The organism is Actinomadura rugatobispora (genome assembly GCF_042656285.1).
GTDB lineage: Bacteria > Actinomycetota > Actinomycetes > Streptosporangiales > Streptosporangiaceae > Spirillospora > Spirillospora rugatobispora.
On sequence record NZ_JBHSON010000133.1, the window covers coordinates 23878 to 39731 of the forward strand.

Here is a 15854-nt window from a genome sequence, read left to right on the forward strand (position 1 = left end):
GGGGTCGTCCTCGCTCGGGAGGGATCGTGCGGCACTGGGGGACTCCGACTCGGCGGGGACGGACGAAGAATGCCTTATTTTTACCGCGTGCCCGTGGCATGCGGCAGCGAAACGATCGATCTTAACCCGGGCAGGCGGCCCCGCCCTGCGCGAAGGAACCCCGCAGGGCACCGTCCCGGGACGACCCGCCGACCGTCACTTTGTAGCAGCCGGGTGCGATCTTCCACGCACCGGCCCCTTCGTCCCAGTACGCCAGGGACCGGCCGGACAGCGGGAAGGTCACGCGCGAGCTCTCGCCCGGAGCGAGCCTCAGCTTCTCGTAGCCCTTGAGCTGCCGGGGAGGCTGGGGCACGTCCGCTCTGGGCGAGGGCAGGCCCAGGTACAGCTGCGGTACGGCGACGCCCGCGCGGGTGCCGGTGTTGGTGACGGTGACCTGGACCGAGCCGGGCCGTACGACCAGGTCGCCGTAGCTGAACGTGGTGTAGGACAGCCCGTGCCCGAACGGGAAGCGGGGCTCGAGGTCGTTGGCGTCGTAGTGCCGGTAGCCGACCATGACCCCTTCGGAGAACGTCACCGTCCGGTTCAGGCCAGGGAACTGCGCCGCGCCTCCGGCGGCCGTGGGGATGTCGCCCTCGTCGACGGGGAAGGTCACCGGCAGCCGCCCGCCCGGGTCGACGTCGCCGTACAGGACGCGGGCGAGCGCGTGCCCGGCCTGCTGGCCCGGGTACCAGGCGGCGAGGACGGCCTTGACCTCGCCCGCCCACGAGGTCAGGACGGGCCCGCCGGTCTCCAGGACCACCACCGTGTTCGGGTTGGCCCTGGCCACCTCGGAGATGAGGGCGTCCTGGTCGCCGCGCAGCGCCCCAGCTTGCCGAACCTGCACATGAGGGCGGCCGGCTCGGCGCCCCGGCGTCGCGGCGGGCGCTGGCCGAGATCGCCCGGACGGCCTGCCGCCGCCCGTCCGCCGACCGCGGGGAGTACGGCCGGAACGGGGCCCCGCCCCGCCTTGCGCCGGGCGCCGTCGGTACGCGGCGCCGCCCGGCGCGGGCGTCCCTGACGGCCGTCTCGACCAGGTAGATCTCCCGGATATCCAGGAAGAGCCGGTCGGTCTCCTGGGTGTAGACGGCCATGTGCTTGACGGAGGCCATCACCGTTCCTAAGGACTGTGCATGAGTTGCTCAGCCGCGCGCCGCGAACGGTCTTGGACGCACTGGTCCCCGGCGTACTCGACCCCGGGGCGGCGACACGCATCGCGTGCGTGGTCCGTTCCCGGGAGGCCGGTTCCCTCTACGACCTGGCCATGTGGGCTCGACCAGAGGCGACGGGGAGGCCCCAGACCATCACTCCGGTGGAAAGGGGGCCCCGCACGCTGACATCGAACCCGGCGTCCCAGATCGCGCTACTGAAAGTACGGGGTTGAACACAAGCCGTCAAGTCGGATCACTTGATCGCCTGCGTTTTCACTCAACCGACCTCACATCGCCTGCGTTTTCACTCAACCGACCTCACAGATGAACAGTTCGAACCCGTTGGCTCTGGGCGCCGCGGATCCAGGCGGCCCCGAGCCCCGCCGCGAGGTGGGGGTCCTCGCCGAAGCCCTCGAACGTGCGGCCGTTCCGGGGGGTGCGCAGGACGTCCACGGTGGGGCCGAAGATGACGTCGTTCCCCCTGTGCCGGGCCTCCCACCCCACGACCTGGCCGTACCTGTGGGCCATCTCAGGGTCGAACCCGGCGGCGAGCGCGATCGGCGCGGGAAGCGCGGTCGCCTTGCCCTGCCGTACACCGGCGGGGCCGTCGGCCATGTAGAGCGGGGGGATGCCCAGGCGGGGGATGCCGTTGTTGGTGTCGGCGTGCGCGGTCTCCAGGAACCCGCCGAGCGGGCCGCCCATCGGATCGTCGGCCGCCAGCAGCGCGATCTTCTCGTCCACGGTCATCGCCTGGAGCAGCAGGCCCGCCCGCGCGTCGGGCGCGAGCCCGGTCGCGCACCAGGGCCGCTCGGCCGGGTCGCCGCAGCGCCCGGCCTGGCCGTGCGCGGGCTGCCCCGGGGCCGCGACCAGCGCGAGCACGGACGCCAGCGCCCCCGCGGCCGAGGTCCACCGCCTCGTCCCGCCCATCAGCGCCGCCGGGGCATCAGTGGTCCGCCTCCGGCTGGACGCGCAGCGCGTTCAGCGCGAACGCCACCATGTGGTAGTGCCCGACGAGGATCACCAGCTCGATCAGCTCGTTCTCCCCGAACCGCCCGGCCAGCGCCGTCCACGCGGCGTCGCTCAGCGTGCCGTGGGCGTTCAGCTCGTCGGCGGCGTCCAGGACCGCCCGGTCGTCCTCGTTCCAGGGGTGCTCGTCCAGGCCCAGGCGCAGCGCGGCGATCTCGTCCTCGGTGAGGCCCGCGTCCAGGCCGATGCGGTGGTGGTGGGTCCACTCGTACTCGCACGCGCGCAGGTGGGCGGTGCGCAGGATCGCCAGCTCCCGGACGCGGCCGCTCAGCGTGCCCTTGAGCAGCAGCATCGAGCCGAACCCGATCCAGGAGTCGAACAGCTCGCGGTGGCGGCCCAGGGTGGTGAAGATGTTGAGGGGGCCGGTGGCGGCGGCGACCGCCTTGAGCGTGTCGTGCCACTCGGCCTCGGGCAGCGGAGGGACGCGCGGCGTGCCGGGACCGGGCGCCGGGGCTGGATCATGGGACATGGCGCCATTTGTGCCACCGAATGGTGGGACAGTTCTACCCCGCGGTGCGATCTGGCCACATCGCGCCACCGCCGGAACACCGGCGTCACCGGCCCCGCGGCGTCAGGCCTGGCGGGCGGTCGCGGCGACCGCCAGCTCCTCCAGCGCGATCCGCGCCTCGCCGGTGATCGGGGCGGCGGCCAGCGCCGCGGCCGCCTGCCCGGCGTACCGCTCGATCATGGCCTCGCAGGCCGCCAGCCCGCCGGTGTCCTCGATGATCGCGCGCAGCTCGTCCACGCCGTCCCGGTCCAGGCCCGGATCGCCCAGCAGCCGCTCCACCACCGCGGCCCGCGCCGCGTCGGCACGTTCCAGCGTCTGCGCGACCAGCACCGTCCGCTTGCCCTCCCGCAGGTCGTCCCCCGCGGGCTTGCCGGTCTCGGCCGGGTCGCCGAAGACGCCGAGCACGTCGTCGCGGAGCTGGAAGGCGATCCCCAGCGGCCGCCCGTACGAGCGCAGCGCCTCCACGACCTCGGGGGAGCCCCCGGCCAGCGTCGCGCCCAGATGCAGGGGCCGCTCGATGGTGTACTTGGCGCTCTTGAACTCCACGACCCGCAGCGCCGCGTCCACGGTGCCGGTGCCGCGCACCCCCTCCAGCAGATCGAGGTACTGGCCGCACATGACCTCGGTGCGCATCAGGTCGTACACCGCCCGGCCGGGTCCGATCCGCTCCGGGGAGATGCCGCTGGACTCGTACATCTCGCTGGACCAGGCCAGGCACAGGTCGCCGAGCAGGATCGCGGTGCCCTCGCCGAACGGCGCGGCGGGCCCGGACCAGCCCGCCTCCGTCGCCAGCGCCTGGAAGCGCCGGTGCACGGACGGCTGCCCGCGGCGGGTGTCGCTGGAGTCCATGACGTCGTCGTGGATCAGCGCGCTGGCCTGGAGCAGCTCCAGCGACGCCGCCGCCGTGACGACCCCCTCGCGCGGCTCCTTGCCCCCGGCGGCCTGCCAGCCCCAGTAGCAGAACGCGGGCCGCAGCCGCTTCCCGCCGGCCAGCAGCGAGTCCAGCGCCGCCAGCAGGGGCGCCAGCTCGGGGCTGATGGCCAGCAGACCGGGACGCTGCCGGTCGACGAATGCCAGAAGTGCCGCGTCGACCTCTTTGCGGATGCGGCTCATGGACATGCCGTGATCGTATCCAGTGGGGTGGTCACTCTCCTCCACCGAGGTATGAGTATTTCATCGAATGTAAGGAAATTTCCCACCTGGCCCCATGTTCAATCCATGCCCGGCCGCCACGGAGCCGGACATGGCGCGCTCCGGCGCAGGTCGGGAGCGATAGGGGGCGTCCGCACAGAGTCTGGGGTCGTCCCGCAGCGGGGAAACTCATTACCCTTGGGGGATGCGACGCGAACGCCCTGACCGAGCCCCCACCATCCGCGAGCTGCTGGCCGCCGGTGGCAGGTCATTCTCCTTCGAGTTCTTCCCGCCAAAGACCGAGAACGGCGTCCGCAACCTCTGGCGCGCCATCCGCGAGCTGGAGACCCTGCACCCGACCTTCGTGTCGGTGACCTACGGCGCGGGCGGCGGCACCCGCGACACGACGGTGGACATCGTCGAGCGGATCGCCACCGACACCACCCTCACGCCCGTCGCGCACTTCACCGCCGTCGACCACTCCACCGCCGAGCTGCGCAACCTCATCGGACGGTTCGCCGCCGCGGGCGTGCGCAACCTGCTGGCGCTGCGCGGCGACCCGCCCGGCGACCCGATGGGCGAGTGGATCAAGCACCCGGAGGGCGTGGAGTACGCCGCCGAGCTGGTGCGGATGATCCGCATGTACGGCGACTTCTGCGTCGGCGTCGCCGCCTTCCCCTACAAGCACCCCCGGTCGGACGACGTCGAGAGCGACACCCGCCACTTCGTGGAGAAGTGCCGGGCCGGCGCCGACTACGCGATCACCCAGATGTTCTTCCGCGCCGAGGACTACTTCCGGCTGCGCGACCGCGTCCAGGCCGCCGGCTGCGACGTCCCGATCATCCCGGGCATCATGCCGGTCACCCAGATGAGCACCATCGAGCGGTCCGAGCAGCTGTCGGGCGCGCCGTTCCCGCCCGAGGTCAGGGAGCGCTTCGACGCCGTGGCCGACGACCCCGAGGCGGTGCGGCGGCTGGGCGTCGAGCACGCCGCCGAGCTGTGCCGGGAACTGCTCGAGCAGGACGCCCCCGGCATCCACTTCATCACCTTCAACAAGTCCACCGCGACCCGCGAGGTGTACGGGCTGCTGGACGCCGCGTCCTACGCCGTGCCCGGCCCGTACGGCGCCAGCGGCAGCGTCGCCCCCATCACCGCATAGGGCGGGCCGCCGCCGGGGAACTCGAACGCGGTCAGCAGATCGATCATGCCGACCGACCGGTACAGATGCTGCGCGGGGGTGTCCTCCCGGCCGCGGTCCAGCGTCGACAGCACCACGGTCCGCTCGGGACGGCCCTCGCACAGGGTGTTCAGCAGCCGCCGCCCCAGCCCCTGCCCCTGGTGGTCGGGGTGCACGTGCAACTCGGCCACCTCGAACGGGTCGTCCAGCCACCGCGCCGCGTGGTCCTCGCCGGACGGCCCGGCCAGCGCCCCGCGCACCACGTCGTGCCACCACTGGCCGCGCTCGCCGTGGAACCCGTAGGCGAACCCGCGGACGGCGCCGCCGCCCGGCAGCGCCGGACCGCGCCGCTCGGCCACCACCGCCCGGAACCCCGGGTACGCCGCGTGCCGCTCCATGATCGTGCGCCGGCCGGGCAGCTGTTCCGCGGGCGGGCGCATCGCCGCCGCGTACACCGCGAGGATCGGCCCGAGCCGGCGCAGGAAGGCGCGGTGATCGATGTCGCGCAGCTTCGCTTCCCTCACCCGCTAGAGCCTAGACCCGTCGATCAGGCGCGCGGGACGGTGCGCTGGGTCGCCGACAGCCGGTCGTAGATGTCCCACAGGATCCGGTCGGCGGCCTTCTGCAGCGTTCCGCGGTTGGACTCCAGCTGGCCGCCCCACTGGCGGGCCTCGGGACCCAGCCACGCGTCGGTGCCGTTCAGCGTCCGCACCGCCGGATCCAGCGCCTGCCTGAGCCGTCCGATACTGCCGTAGGCGTCGGCGTACGCCTGGTAGAGCTCCCGGTACGCGGGATTGGGCTGTTCGGTGGGCGGCAGCTTGGTCGCCGCCGCCGAATCCAACGGCGGCGGCAGGCTGCCGGGGGGCGGGGGAGCGGCCATCGCGGCCTCCTCTCTGGGGCCGTCCTAGCCGGCCCGGCGGCCGGTGACGGGCTGGAGGTCGAGCTTGCCGATGGCCTCACGCGTGCGGCGGCTCATGTCCGCCCCGGTGAGGACCTGGACGGCCACCGGGTGGACCCCGGCGCGGTCGGCCTCGGCGAGGAAGGCGCGCAGCCACCGCACGTCCATCGTCAGATGGTGGCTGGCCGTGCCGAGCGACTCCCGCACCGCGCCGACCCGGGCCTGGTCGCCGGCCGCCGCCTTGAGCAGGTCGGCGGCCGCGGCCGGGCCGAGCCGCTCGTACAGCTTCTCGGTGTAGTCGGGGTCGCCCGCGTTCTCCTTCAGGTGCTTCCACACCTGCTCCGGCACCGGCCGGCGGTCCTGGACGGCCGCGGCCACCGCGAGCGCGTCCGCCTTGGCCGCCTTCGCCGCGTCCTGCCGGGTCGGGAAGTTGCCCAGGTCGCCCGCCCCGTTGGGGGTGGTCGAGGGCGGACGGGCCGGGGACCCCGAACCGCGCGGCGGCTGCGCGCGCACCGGCTCGGGCGTCCCGCCGGGACCGGGCGTGCCGGTGCCCGGAGTACGCGGCAGCGGCGCTGGGGCGGGCGGGACCTCCACCCCGCCGCCCCCGTCCGGATGCGTCATCGCGTAGGCGTGCCGCCGGGTCAGCATGCCCAGCTGGTCGGCCGCCCACTGCGCCGCCTGCTCGGCCTGCCGGTACCCCGCGGCCGACACCCCCGGCGGCGGGCGGTGCCCGTTCAGCCAGCTCCGGATCGCCGTGTTGGCGTCCTGCACCTGCTTGATCAACTGGCCCAGCGCCGGCGGATCGATCCCCCGGAAGTCGGCGTGGCGCGCGGCCGGGCCGGTGCGCATCTGCGCGGTCATCGCCCCTCCGGATCGCTGTGGATCGGTCCCCGTCAGTCTTCCAGAATCACACTCGCATCACGCGCTGTCGAGAGCCTTGCGCACCGACTCCGGGTCGCGGGCGACCACCGCGCCCCCGCCGGGCGTCAGCACGATCGGCCGCTGGATCAGCGACGGGTTGGCCGCCATCGTCTCGATCCAGCGCGCCCGGTCGCGCTCCATGTCCTTCAGGCCCAGTTCCTTGGCGACCGGCTCGTTCAACCTGGCCACCTCCCACGGCTCGGCGCCGATCCGCGTCAACACCGCCTCCAGCTCCTCGGCCGTGGGCGGCTCGTCCAGGTAGCGGCGCTCGGTGTAGGCCACGCCCGCCTCGTCGAACGCGGCCTTCGCGGCCCGGCTCTTGGAGCAGCGCGGGTTGTGCCAGATCTGGGTGTCGTCCGTGCTCATCTCGTGTCCTTCACTCGCCGGCCCCCACGTCGGCGGCCTCGCCGCCGGTGATGCGCAGCAGTTCCTCGTAGGAGGTCGGGAAGACGGTGTGGGCGACCCCGCCCGCCGCCCAGACCCGGTCGTACTTGTCCAGCCAGACGTCCACCAGCGTACGGACCGGCGCCGGATGCCCCACCGGGGCGACCCCGCCGATCGTCTGCCCCGTGGCCGCGCGGACGAAGTCGGGCGCGGCCCGCCGGACCTTCGCCGCGCCGACCAGCGCCGCGACCTTGGCCGTGTCCACCCGGTGCGCGCCGCTGGTCAGCACCAGCAGCGGCGCCCCGTCGGCGTCGAAGACGAGGCTGTTGGCGATCGCCCCGACCGGGCACTCCAGCTGGTCGGCGGCGGCCCGCGCGGTCGGCGCCGGCTCGGGCAGCTCGATGATCTCCCCGGTCGCGCCCTGCTCGCGCAGCGCGCGGGCGACACGTTCGGCGTTGGGATGCATGGGCCACACTCTAGAGCCGCCCGCGCCAGGCCGCGCTGGTCCTCTCGAACGGGGGATATCACTCTAAAGTGGCCGAACCCCCAGGGGACCACACGTGCGAGGGAGCCATATGAGCGTTCGGATGGGCACGCTGCTGATCGCGGGCGGTGCGGTGCTGGCGGCGGGGTGCTCCGCCGGCGAGAGCAGCGCGGGACGCGCGGCGGAGACGCCATCCGCGTCCCCGACCGCCACGAAACCCCCCGTCACCGAGCCCGCCCGCCGCACGCTCAAGGCGGGCGCCAAGGGCGAGGACGTCAAACAGCTGCAGCGCCGCCTCAAAGAGCTCAAGTACGACCCCGGCAAGGCCGACGGCAGGTACGGCCTCACCACCCAGATGGCCGTGTGGGCGTTCCAGAAGGTCAACCGCCTCAAGGTGAGCAGCACCGTGGGCAAGAAGACCTGGGCCGCCCTCGACGCCCCCAAGCAGCCCGCCCCCATGGCCAAGCGCCGCGAGGCCGATCGGGTCGACGTCGACCTGCGCCGCCAGTTCCTGGTCGTCTACAAGGGCGGCAGGCCCGACCTGATCTCCCACATCTCCTCCGGATCGGGCGAGTACTACTGCGCCAAGGACCGCGGCGCCACCGTCGCCCGCTGCCGCTACGCCACCACCGGCACGGGCGACTTCCGCACCGGCCGGCGCGCCTCCGGCTGGGAGGTCTCGCCCCTCGGCCGGCTCTACAACCCGATCTACTTCAACGGCGGCATCGCCTTCCACGGCGCCCTCTCCGTCCCGCGCCACCCCGCCTCGCACGGCTGCGTCCGGCTCCCGATGCACATCGCCGAGTACTTCCCGCAGATCGTCGAGACCGGCGTCCCCGTCCACGTGCGCCGTCCCAAGTGACCTCGTGAGATCACTGTGGGTCACGCCACTCATTCGAACGCATTGACGAATCGGCGTCAGGACGGTTTACTGTGAATGCGTCGAACTTATGTTCGACGTGGTGCGGGACTCGCGGCCCGCACCAGGGCGACGTCCCCCGCCGAGGCGGGACGGACGGCCGGGCGGAGTGAGGGGAAGCTCTCCGCCCGGCCGGCCCGAGCCGCCGGAAGGAGGCAGTCATGTCCGACACGATGGCCGCACGCGGGCTCCACTCCGCTGCCCAGCGCATGCCCAGCCCCCGACACCGTCCGCTCCAGCCACCCCGCCCCGCCCAGACAGCGGTCGGCCAGTTGCACGCCGCCCGGATGGGCCTGGCCGAGGCGGCCGAGGCGACCTCGCCGGCCGTGCGCTACGTCTGCGCGCACCTTGCCGCGCTGCGCGCCGCGGCCGCGGTGCTGGCGTCCAAGGAGCCCGTCGACACCCACCGCCGGGGCCGTCCCCGCAGCGTCTGGGTGCTGCTGCCCGAGGCCGAACCGGCGCTGCGCGAGTGGGCCGCCTTCTTCGCCGCCGGCGCCGACAAGCGCGCCGCCGCCGAGGCCGGCCTGCCCCGCGCCGTCACCGCGCGCGAGGCCGAGGAACTCCTGCACGACGCCGGGATCTTCGTCTCCCTGGTCGAGGACACCCTGGGCGTCCCCGGCCAGCCCACCCTCCCCATCCCCGAGGCCAGCTGAAGCCGGCCGTTCCACGGCCGTGCTTCCTCCCCCTTTGGCCGGCCGCGCCGGGACCGGGGTCAGCCGCCGTGCTCACCGGCCGCGCCCCCGCCCCGGCGAAACCCACCCGCCACCAGGAACAAAGCGGCAACCCCCACTCACGAAGCGCCTGCCCCGGCCCCCTGAGAGGGCACCCGCCCGCCTCGTCCTGGCGGACGGTCGTGCCGAAACAGGAACCGGAGCTGGCGGCGACCCCAGCCCGGCAAGCGCCCTGTAGGCCTGCGTCGCTTACAGGTGCTCGCGTTCGTCCGCCCGGGTAGGTGCTGGAGCCCGGACGCAAGCCCAGTGCCGGTGGCGGCGCTGGCGGGCCCGGCCGAGTGCCCCGTGCCGCGTGCGTCGGGTACGAGGCCGCCGTCGGCCAGGTTCCGCCGCCGCGCCGCCGGACCCACCCCGCGAAGCATCCCGTGCCGCCTGCTCCGACTCTTTGCGGGGGCAGCCGCCCACCACACGCAGGTGCCGGTCCCTCGTCCCGCCCGTCCCAGCGGGCCAGGTTTGGTGAGCGCCTGGTGCTGCTTGCTCCGACGGCTTGCGAGGGGTGGCCGCCGGTCGCAGCTGCGGTGTCGGTTGGCGCCGCGCCGAGGGCGTTGCCGGGGCCTTGGCCTTTTGTGCGGCGATCTGGTGGTGGCGTGTGGGGGTGGGCTTATGGGGGTTTTGAGGGTGTATGACAATCGTGGGGGTGTGGTGAGGAGGGGCGTTGGCGGCGGGGCGTGGCGGGCGGCGGGGGTTGGTGCCGCTGCTGGCGTTTCTCGGGGTGATGGCGTACGCGCTGTCGATGGCGGTGGTCACCCCGGCGCTGCCGCTGATCCAGGAGGGGCTCGGCACGTCGGCGGCCGGGGCGGCGTGGGCGCTGACCGCGATGATGCTGTCGGCGGCGGTGGCCACGCCGGTGATCGGGCGGCTGGGGGATCTGCTCGGGCCGCGGCCGGTGCTGCTGGTGGTGCTGGCGATCTCGACGGCGGGCATGGTGGTCGCGGCGTCGGCCGGTTCTCTGGGGCCGATGCTGGCGGGGCGGGTGCTGGCGGGGATCGGCGGGGGCGTGTTCCCGCTGGCGTACACGATCGTGCGGGAGGTGTTCCCGCCCGAGCGGACGGCGTCGGCGGTCGGGTTGATGTCGTCGATGCTGGGGCTCGGCGGGGCGCTGTCGTGGTGCATCGCCGGGCCGATCATCGACCATCTGGGCTGGCGGTGGCTGCTGTGGGTGCCGGTGCTGGGGCTGGTGCCCGGGCTCGTGCTCGCGTGGTGGATCGTTCCGGCGGTGGGCGGGGGGAAGAGCGCGCGGATCGACTGGTGGGGCGCGGTGCTGTTCGCGGCTTGGCTGGTGGCCGCGCTGACCGCGCTCACGCAGGGCATGGAGTGGGGCTGGACGTCGCCCGGGGTGATCGGCCTGCTGGCGGCGGCGGTCGTGCTGGCGGTCGTCTGGCTGGTGGTGGAGGGGCGGGTCGAGGAGCCGCTGGTGGACCTGCGGCTGATGCGGCGCCGGGCGATCTGGACGGCCAACGCCGCGTCGCTTTTGTCGGGGTACGCGCTGATGGCGGGCGGGCTGCTGTTCCCGCTGCTGGTCCAGCTTCCGGAGGAGACCGGCTTCGGGTTCGGCGGTACGGCGACGCAGGCGGCCCTGCTGCAGTTGCCCGCGAGCGCGGGGATGACGGTGGCGGGGATGACCGCCGGGCTGCTGGACCGGTGGGTCGGGTCCCGCGTGGTGCTGATGGCGGGGGCGGTGCTGACCGGGGCCGGGTACGCGTACGTGGCGCTGGCGCACGAGGCCATGTGGCAGCTGTACGTGGGCGGCGTCGTGCGGGGGGTCGGGATCGGGCTCGCGTACGCGGCGGTCGCGAACCTGGTGATGGCGGCGGTGGCGGCCGGGGAGACCGGGGCCGTCACCGGGGTGAACACGCTGGTCCGCACCGTCGGCGCCTCGCTCGGGACGCAGGCCAGCGCGGTGATCGTGGCGGCGTCGGGGGCGGCCGAGGGCGGGTTCACGCTGGGGTTCGCGGTGAGCGCCGCGGTCATGGGGGCCGTGCTGGTTCTGGCGCTCCTGGCGCCGCGGCGCTCCCTATGCTGAGCAGATGATCCTCCCCGCGGTCGTGACGGTGCTGGTGGTCGCCGCCACCGTCGCGGCGTGGCTGGGCGCGCCGGAGCAGCCGTGGCCGCGGACGGTGCTGGACGCGGCACTGGTCCTCAGCGTGTGCGGCGCCCTGTTCGCGGCCCGGCGCAACGCGCTCGCCGCCTGCCTGTACGCCCTGCCCGCCTGCGGCCTCTACTACGTGCTGAGCCCGGTCGACGGGCCGCTGCTGGTGGTGGTGATGCTGTGCCTGTACGCGGTCGCGGCCGAGGGGCGGACGTACGCGGCCGTGGCCCTGGGCGCGCTGCTGGTGATCGGGACGGGGCTCGGCACGCTGGCGGGCAACCACGAGTTCAACGGCATCGCGCTGACGATGCTGGCCGGCTGGGTGGTGGCCGTCCTCGCGCTGGGCGCGGTGTGGCACGGCCGGCAGGAGAACCTGCGGGCGGCGGTGCGCCGGACGGAGGAGGAGGCCCGGCTGCGCGCGGCCGAGGAGAGGCTGCGGATCGCGCGGGAGCTGCACGACGTGGTGGGCCACCACCTGTCCATGATCAACGTGCAGGCGGGCACCGCGCTGCACCGGCTGGAGCGCGATCCGGGGCAGGCCGGGCCGGCGCTCGGGGTGATCAAGGAGGCGAGCCGGGAGTCGCTGCGCGAGCTGCGCGCCACCCTGGGGGTGCTGCGGCAGGTGGACGAGGCGGAGGACACGGCGCCCGCGGGGCGGCTGGACCGGCTGGGCGACCTGGTCCGGTACGCGGAGCTGGCCGGGCTGGAGATCGCGGTCGGGGAGGAGGGGGAGCGGCGCGAGCCGTCCGCCGGGGTGGACCTGGCCGCGTACCGCATCCTGCAGGAGTCGATCACCAACGTGACCCGGCACGCGGCGGCGCGGCGGGTGCGGGTGACGCTCGCCTACGGGGCGTCGGAGCTGCGCCTGGAGGTCGAGGACGACGGCCGGGGCGGCGCCGCGGCGGGCGGCAGCGGAATCCTGGGGATGCGGGAGCGGGCACGGGCGCTGGGCGGTGATCTGGTGGCGGGGCCGCTGCCCGGCGGCGGTTTCCGGGTCCGGGCCCGGTTGCCCTACGGTGCCGAGGCATGATCCGCGTGCTGCTCGCCGACGACCAGGCTCTGGTCCGGGCCGGTTTCCGTTCGCTGCTGGACGATGAGGACGATCTCGCCGTGGTCGGGGAGGCCGCCGACGGGGAGGCGGCGGTCGCGGCGGTGCGCGCGGAGCGTCCCGACGTGGTGCTCATGGACATCCGGATGCCCGGCATGGACGGGCTGGAGGCGGCCCGGCGGATCGCGGCGGAACTGCCGGAGGTCCGGATCGTGATCCTGACGACGTTCGATCTCGACGAGTTCGTCTACGGGGCGCTGCGCGCGGGCGTGGCGGGGTTCCTGGTGAAGGACACCGAGCCGGCGGAGCTGGTGCGGGCGGTGCGGGTCGCGGCCCGCGGCGACGCGCTGATCAGCCCGTCGGTGACCCGGCGGCTGATCGCCGAGTACGCGGGGCGGGTGGCCCGGCCCGGGCCGGATCCCCGGCTGAACGGCCTGACGCCGCGGGAGCGCGAGGTGACCGGGCTGGTCGCCGGGGGGTTGTCCAACGACGAGATCGCGGCGCGGCTGGTGCTGAGCCCGGCGACGGTGAAGAGCTCGGTGAGCCGGATCATGACGAAGCTGGCCGTGCGGGACCGGGCGCAGCTGGTGGTGCTGGCCTACGAGAGCGGCATGGTCGCGCCCGGCTGGGCGGGCGGGGCGCAACCCGGGGGGTAGGGCGGCGCCCGGGGGCGCAACAACCGTCGTACGGTCCCGGCGTCCCGCGGCCGATTCGGCGGGCCGTGCCGTTCCCGCACGGTGTTGCCATGAACGAATCATCTCCGAACAAGGTCGGCGGCGCGGTCGTCGGCTTCCTGGCCGGTGGCGCGGCCGGATTCGTGGCGACCGAGGCCGGCGCCGCGTTCTTCCACTTCGTCCTCGACATCACGCCCGACGTGGAGAACCGGCCGATGCTGCTGCTGGTGTTCCTGGGCGTGCCGGTGCTGTGCGCGCTGGCGGGCGCCTTCGCGGGCGCGCGGGTCGCTGCCCGGAAGGGGCGGTGACCGTGGAAGCGAAGGGCCTCTTCGCGCGGCTGGCGGCCTGGTCCTACCGGCGCCGGTGGATCGCGCTGGGGATCTGGGCGCTGCTGCTGGTGGCCGTCCAGTTCGCCTCGCAGGCCGTGGGGTCGGACTACCGCAACGACTTCACCCTTCCCGGGACGCAGTCGCAGCGTGCGAGCGACCTGCTGACCGAGCACCGCGCGGCGCAGGCGGGCGACAGCGTGCAGATCGTGGTCAAGGCTCGGGACGGGCTGCGCGCGCCCGGCGTCGAGCGGGGCGTGCGGTCGGCGCTCGACCGGGTCAAGGGGCTGCCGAGCGTGGCGGCCGTGCGCGCCCCCTACGACGACGCCTCGGCGATCTCCCGGGACGGCACGATCGGGTACGGCACCGTCACCCTCACGGGCAAGGCCGAGGCCGTGCCCAAGGAGGACGTCCGCCGGATCATCGACACCGCCCGGACCGCGGCCTCCGCCGGCGTCCAGGTGGAGGCGGGCGGCGACGCCGCGCGCGGCGCGCAGGAGAGCGAGGGCGGCGGGGCCGAGGGCGCGGGCATGATGGCCGCGCTGGTGATCCTGGTGCTGCTGTTCGGCTCGCTGCTCGCCGCGGCGCTGCCGCTGGTCACCGCGCTGTTCGCGGTGGGCGCCTCGATGGGCCTGATCGTGCTGGCCTCCCGGGTCGCGACCGTGGCCGACTTCACCCCGCCGATCATGATGCTGGTCGGGCTGGGCGTCGGGGTCGACTACGCGCTGCTGGTCTTCTACCGCTACCGGCACGAGCTGCTGGACGGCCTGCAGCCGAGGGAGGCGACGGTGCGGGCGCTGGACGCCGCCGGCCGGACGGTCTTCATCGCCGCGTGCACGGTCGTCATCGCGCTGCTGGGCCTGGTGGCGCTCGGCCTGGGGGCGCTGCAGGGCGTCGCGCTGGCGGTCGCGCTGACCGTGCTGGTCACGATGTTCGCCGCGCTGACGCTGCTGCCCGCGCTGCTGGGGATCTTCGGCGGGCGCATCCGCCGGCACGTGCTCAAGCGGGCCGCCAAGGCCGCCGCCAAGGGCAGGGAGACGGGGGCCCGGTGGCGGCGGTTGGCGACGGCCGTGCAGCGGCGCCCGCTGCCGGCGCTGCTGGTGGCGGTGCTGGCGCTGCTCGCGCTGTCGGCGCCCGCGCTGGGCATGCGGCTGGGCTTCGCCGACGCCGGCAACGACCCCGCCTCGTCTACCAGCCGGAAGGCCTACGACCTGCTCGCCGAGGGGTTCGGGCCCGGGTTCAACGGTCCGCTGGTGGTCGTGGGGCAGGGCGACGCGGCCGAGGGACGCCGGATCCACGGCGTGCTGGCGGGCACCGACGGCGTCGCGGCCGCCACCCCGCCGATCCCGTCCGGCGAGGGCGGCCTGTTCACGGTGCTGGTCTTCCCGGAGACCGCGCCGCAGGACGAGGGGACGGCCGACCTGGTGCACGCGCTCCGCGAGGACGTGCTGCCCGGCGGCTACCTGGTCGGCGGGTCCACGGCGGCCACGCAGGACTTCGCCGACACCGTCTCGGGGCGGCTGCCGCTGTTCGCCGCGATCGTGGTGGGGCTGTCGGCGCTGCTCCTGCTGGTGGTGTTCCGCTCGGTGCTGATCCCGATCAAGGCGGCGCTGCTCAACCTGCTCAGCATCGCCGCGGCGCTGGGCGCGATCACGCTGGTGTTCCAGGAGGGCTGGTTCGGCGTGCCGCCGGGGCCGATCGAGGCGTTCATCCCCGTGATGATCTTCGCGATCGTGTTCGGGCTGTCCATGGACTACGAGGTGTTCCTGCTGTCGCGGATCCACGAGGAGTGGACCCGCACCCGGGATCCGGCCCTGGCGGTGCGGGAGGGGCTGACCGCCACCGGGCAGGTCATCACGGCCGCCGCGGCGATCATGATCGTGGTGTTCGCCGCCTTCGTGCTGAGCCCGTCCCGGATGCTGCAGCAGTTCGGGCTGGGCCTGGCGGTGGCGATCCTGCTGGACGCGGTGGTCATTCGCTGCCTGATCGTCCCGGCGGTCATGCAATTGCTGGGACGCCGCGCCTGGTGGCTTCCCGGGCCGATCGCCCGGCGCCTTCCCGAAGTGTCCCTGGAACGCGTTGGATAGGCGATTTCCCGGAGGCGAACCCGGTACGGCTTTTATCTCCGCTTTCGGCCTGTGTTGATCAAGTGGTGGGGTCTCGCAGCCGATCCCGGAGGACATCTGTGCGCCCTTCCTTCCGTAGCGGATTCGCCGCGGCCGCGCGCGCGGCCGCCCTCGCCGCCGCGCTCGCCGGTCTCGTGCCGGCGGCGTCCGCGGCGCAGCCTGCGCCGGCGCCGGTCCCGCCCGACCCGGCGCCCGGCGGCCCGGAGCGCCCGTACGAGCCGGACG

Annotated in this window: 17 protein-coding genes; 8 read left to right on the forward strand and 9 right to left on the reverse strand. The window is 74.1% G+C overall.

Features of this window, described 5'->3' with window-relative positions; all coding sequences use genetic code 11:
- Nucleotides 1–121 precede the first annotated feature (121 nt).
- The 4 genes from ACFPZN_RS51155 to ACFPZN_RS51170 form a co-directional block, all read right to left on the reverse strand.
- Nucleotides 122–883 carry a glycoside hydrolase family 3 C-terminal domain-containing protein gene (locus ACFPZN_RS51155; RefSeq protein WP_378291684.1) on the reverse strand — a complete coding sequence of 254 codons (762 nt, stop codon included), beginning with the start codon at nt 881–883 and terminating at the stop codon, nt 122–124.
- 622 nt (nt 884–1505) lie between these two features.
- Entirely contained in the window at nt 1506–2114 is a 609-nt protein-coding gene (locus tag ACFPZN_RS51160) for a glycoside hydrolase family 3 N-terminal domain-containing protein (RefSeq protein WP_378291686.1), read from the reverse strand.
- A gap of 16 nt (nt 2115–2130) precedes the next feature.
- The gene (locus ACFPZN_RS51165; protein ID WP_378291688.1) at nt 2131–2682 is read right to left on the reverse strand and encodes a carboxymuconolactone decarboxylase family protein; all 552 of its coding nucleotides are present in this window, start codon (nt 2680–2682) and stop codon (nt 2131–2133) included.
- Nucleotides 2683–2784: 102 nt separating this feature from the next.
- Nucleotides 2785–3840 carry a polyprenyl synthetase family protein gene (locus ACFPZN_RS51170; protein WP_378291690.1) on the reverse strand — a complete coding sequence of 352 codons (1056 nt, stop codon included), beginning with the start codon at nt 3838–3840 and terminating at the stop codon, nt 2785–2787.
- Nucleotides 3841–4057: 217 nt separating this feature from the next.
- Here ACFPZN_RS51170 and metF point away from each other — a divergent pair, with 217 nt between their 5' ends.
- On the forward strand, nt 4058–5011 hold the full coding sequence (gene metF / locus ACFPZN_RS51175; RefSeq protein WP_378291692.1) for a methylenetetrahydrofolate reductase [NAD(P)H]: 954 nt from the start codon (nt 4058–4060) through the stop codon (nt 5009–5011).
- Here the strand turns inward: metF and ACFPZN_RS51180 are convergent.
- The 5 genes from ACFPZN_RS51180 to ACFPZN_RS51200 are packed head-to-tail and all read right to left on the reverse strand — an operon-like array spanning nt 4954 to nt 7698.
- Complete coding sequence (locus tag ACFPZN_RS51180; RefSeq protein ID WP_378291694.1) at nt 4954–5553, reverse strand: GNAT family N-acetyltransferase; 600 nt, start codon at nt 5551–5553, stop codon at nt 4954–4956. The genes metF and ACFPZN_RS51180 overlap by 58 nt on opposite strands.
- Nucleotides 5554–5576: 23 nt before the next feature.
- A complete protein-coding gene (locus ACFPZN_RS51185) occupies nt 5577–5909 on the reverse strand; it encodes a hypothetical protein (RefSeq protein WP_378291696.1) in 333 nt (110 codons plus the stop codon).
- Nucleotides 5910–5933: 24 nt separating this feature from the next.
- Complete coding sequence (locus tag ACFPZN_RS51190) at nt 5934–6788, reverse strand: hypothetical protein (protein ID WP_378291698.1); 855 nt, start codon at nt 6786–6788, stop codon at nt 5934–5936.
- 57 nt (nt 6789–6845) lie between these two features.
- Nucleotides 6846–7214 (reverse strand): arsenate reductase family protein, encoded by a 369-nt coding sequence (locus ACFPZN_RS51195; RefSeq protein WP_378291700.1) that lies wholly within the window; start codon nt 7212–7214, stop codon nt 6846–6848.
- Nucleotides 7215–7224: 10 nt separating this feature from the next.
- Nucleotides 7225–7698, reverse strand: coding sequence for a YbaK/EbsC family protein (locus tag ACFPZN_RS51200; protein WP_378291702.1), 474 nt, complete (start codon nt 7696–7698; stop codon nt 7225–7227).
- A 109-nt stretch (nt 7699–7807) separates the two neighbouring features.
- Here ACFPZN_RS51200 and ACFPZN_RS51205 point away from each other — a divergent pair, with 109 nt between their 5' ends.
- The 7 genes from ACFPZN_RS51205 (at nt 7808) to ACFPZN_RS51235 (ending at nt 15590) form a co-directional block, all read left to right on the forward strand.
- Complete coding sequence (locus ACFPZN_RS51205) at nt 7808–8578, forward strand: L,D-transpeptidase family protein (protein WP_378291705.1); 771 nt, start codon at nt 7808–7810, stop codon at nt 8576–8578.
- Nucleotides 8579–8796: 218 nt separating this feature from the next.
- Complete coding sequence (locus tag ACFPZN_RS51210) at nt 8797–9288, forward strand: SAV_6107 family HEPN domain-containing protein (RefSeq protein ID WP_378291707.1); 492 nt, start codon at nt 8797–8799, stop codon at nt 9286–9288.
- Nucleotides 9289–10021: 733 nt separating this feature from the next.
- A complete protein-coding gene (locus ACFPZN_RS51215; RefSeq protein WP_378291709.1) occupies nt 10022–11389 on the forward strand; it encodes an MFS transporter in 1368 nt (455 codons plus the stop codon).
- A 4-nt stretch (nt 11390–11393) separates the two neighbouring features.
- On the forward strand, nt 11394–12485 hold the full coding sequence (locus ACFPZN_RS51220; protein WP_378291711.1) for a sensor histidine kinase: 1092 nt from the start codon (nt 11394–11396) through the stop codon (nt 12483–12485).
- The gene (locus ACFPZN_RS51225; protein WP_378291713.1) at nt 12482–13159 is read left to right on the forward strand and encodes a response regulator; all 678 of its coding nucleotides are present in this window, start codon (nt 12482–12484) and stop codon (nt 13157–13159) included. The genes ACFPZN_RS51220 and ACFPZN_RS51225 overlap by 4 nt, the downstream gene beginning before the upstream one ends.
- Before the next feature lie 89 nt (nt 13160–13248).
- On the forward strand, nt 13249–13485 hold the full coding sequence (locus ACFPZN_RS51230) for a hypothetical protein (protein WP_378291715.1): 237 nt from the start codon (nt 13249–13251) through the stop codon (nt 13483–13485).
- On the forward strand, nt 13482–15590 hold the full coding sequence (locus ACFPZN_RS51235) for an MMPL family transporter (RefSeq protein WP_378291717.1): 2109 nt from the start codon (nt 13482–13484) through the stop codon (nt 15588–15590). Before ACFPZN_RS51230 ends, ACFPZN_RS51235 begins: the two co-directional genes overlap by 4 nt.
- Nucleotides 15591–15854 lie beyond the last annotated feature (264 nt).

What these genes read in the sequence shown, in the direction of transcription:
- ACFPZN_RS51160 (WP_378291686.1), bottom strand. Translation starts at nt 2,114, where the DNA reads ATGGGCGGGACGAGGCGGTGGACCTCGGCCGCGGGGGCGCTGGCGTCC.
- ACFPZN_RS51165 (WP_378291688.1), bottom strand. Translation starts at nt 2,682, where the DNA reads ATGTCCCATGATCCAGCCCCGGCGCCCGGTCCCGGCACGCCGCGCGTC.
- ACFPZN_RS51170 (WP_378291690.1), bottom strand. Translation starts at nt 3,840, where the DNA reads ATGTCCATGAGCCGCATCCGCAAAGAGGTCGACGCGGCACTTCTGGCA.
- metF (WP_378291692.1), top strand. Translation starts at nt 4,058, where the DNA reads ATGCGACGCGAACGCCCTGACCGAGCCCCCACCATCCGCGAGCTGCTG.
- ACFPZN_RS51185 (WP_378291696.1), bottom strand. Translation starts at nt 5,909, where the DNA reads ATGGCCGCTCCCCCGCCCCCCGGCAGCCTGCCGCCGCCGTTGGATTCG.
- ACFPZN_RS51190 (WP_378291698.1), bottom strand. Translation starts at nt 6,788, where the DNA reads ATGACCGCGCAGATGCGCACCGGCCCGGCCGCGCGCCACGCCGACTTC.
- ACFPZN_RS51195 (WP_378291700.1), bottom strand. Translation starts at nt 7,214, where the DNA reads ATGAGCACGGACGACACCCAGATCTGGCACAACCCGCGCTGCTCCAAG.
- ACFPZN_RS51200 (WP_378291702.1), bottom strand. Translation starts at nt 7,698, where the DNA reads ATGCATCCCAACGCCGAACGTGTCGCCCGCGCGCTGCGCGAGCAGGGC.
- ACFPZN_RS51205 (WP_378291705.1), top strand. Translation starts at nt 7,808, where the DNA reads ATGAGCGTTCGGATGGGCACGCTGCTGATCGCGGGCGGTGCGGTGCTG.
- ACFPZN_RS51210 (WP_378291707.1), top strand. Translation starts at nt 8,797, where the DNA reads ATGTCCGACACGATGGCCGCACGCGGGCTCCACTCCGCTGCCCAGCGC.
- ACFPZN_RS51220 (WP_378291711.1), top strand. Translation starts at nt 11,394, where the DNA reads ATGATCCTCCCCGCGGTCGTGACGGTGCTGGTGGTCGCCGCCACCGTC.
- ACFPZN_RS51225 (WP_378291713.1), top strand. Translation starts at nt 12,482, where the DNA reads ATGATCCGCGTGCTGCTCGCCGACGACCAGGCTCTGGTCCGGGCCGGT.
- ACFPZN_RS51230 (WP_378291715.1), top strand. Translation starts at nt 13,249, where the DNA reads ATGAACGAATCATCTCCGAACAAGGTCGGCGGCGCGGTCGTCGGCTTC.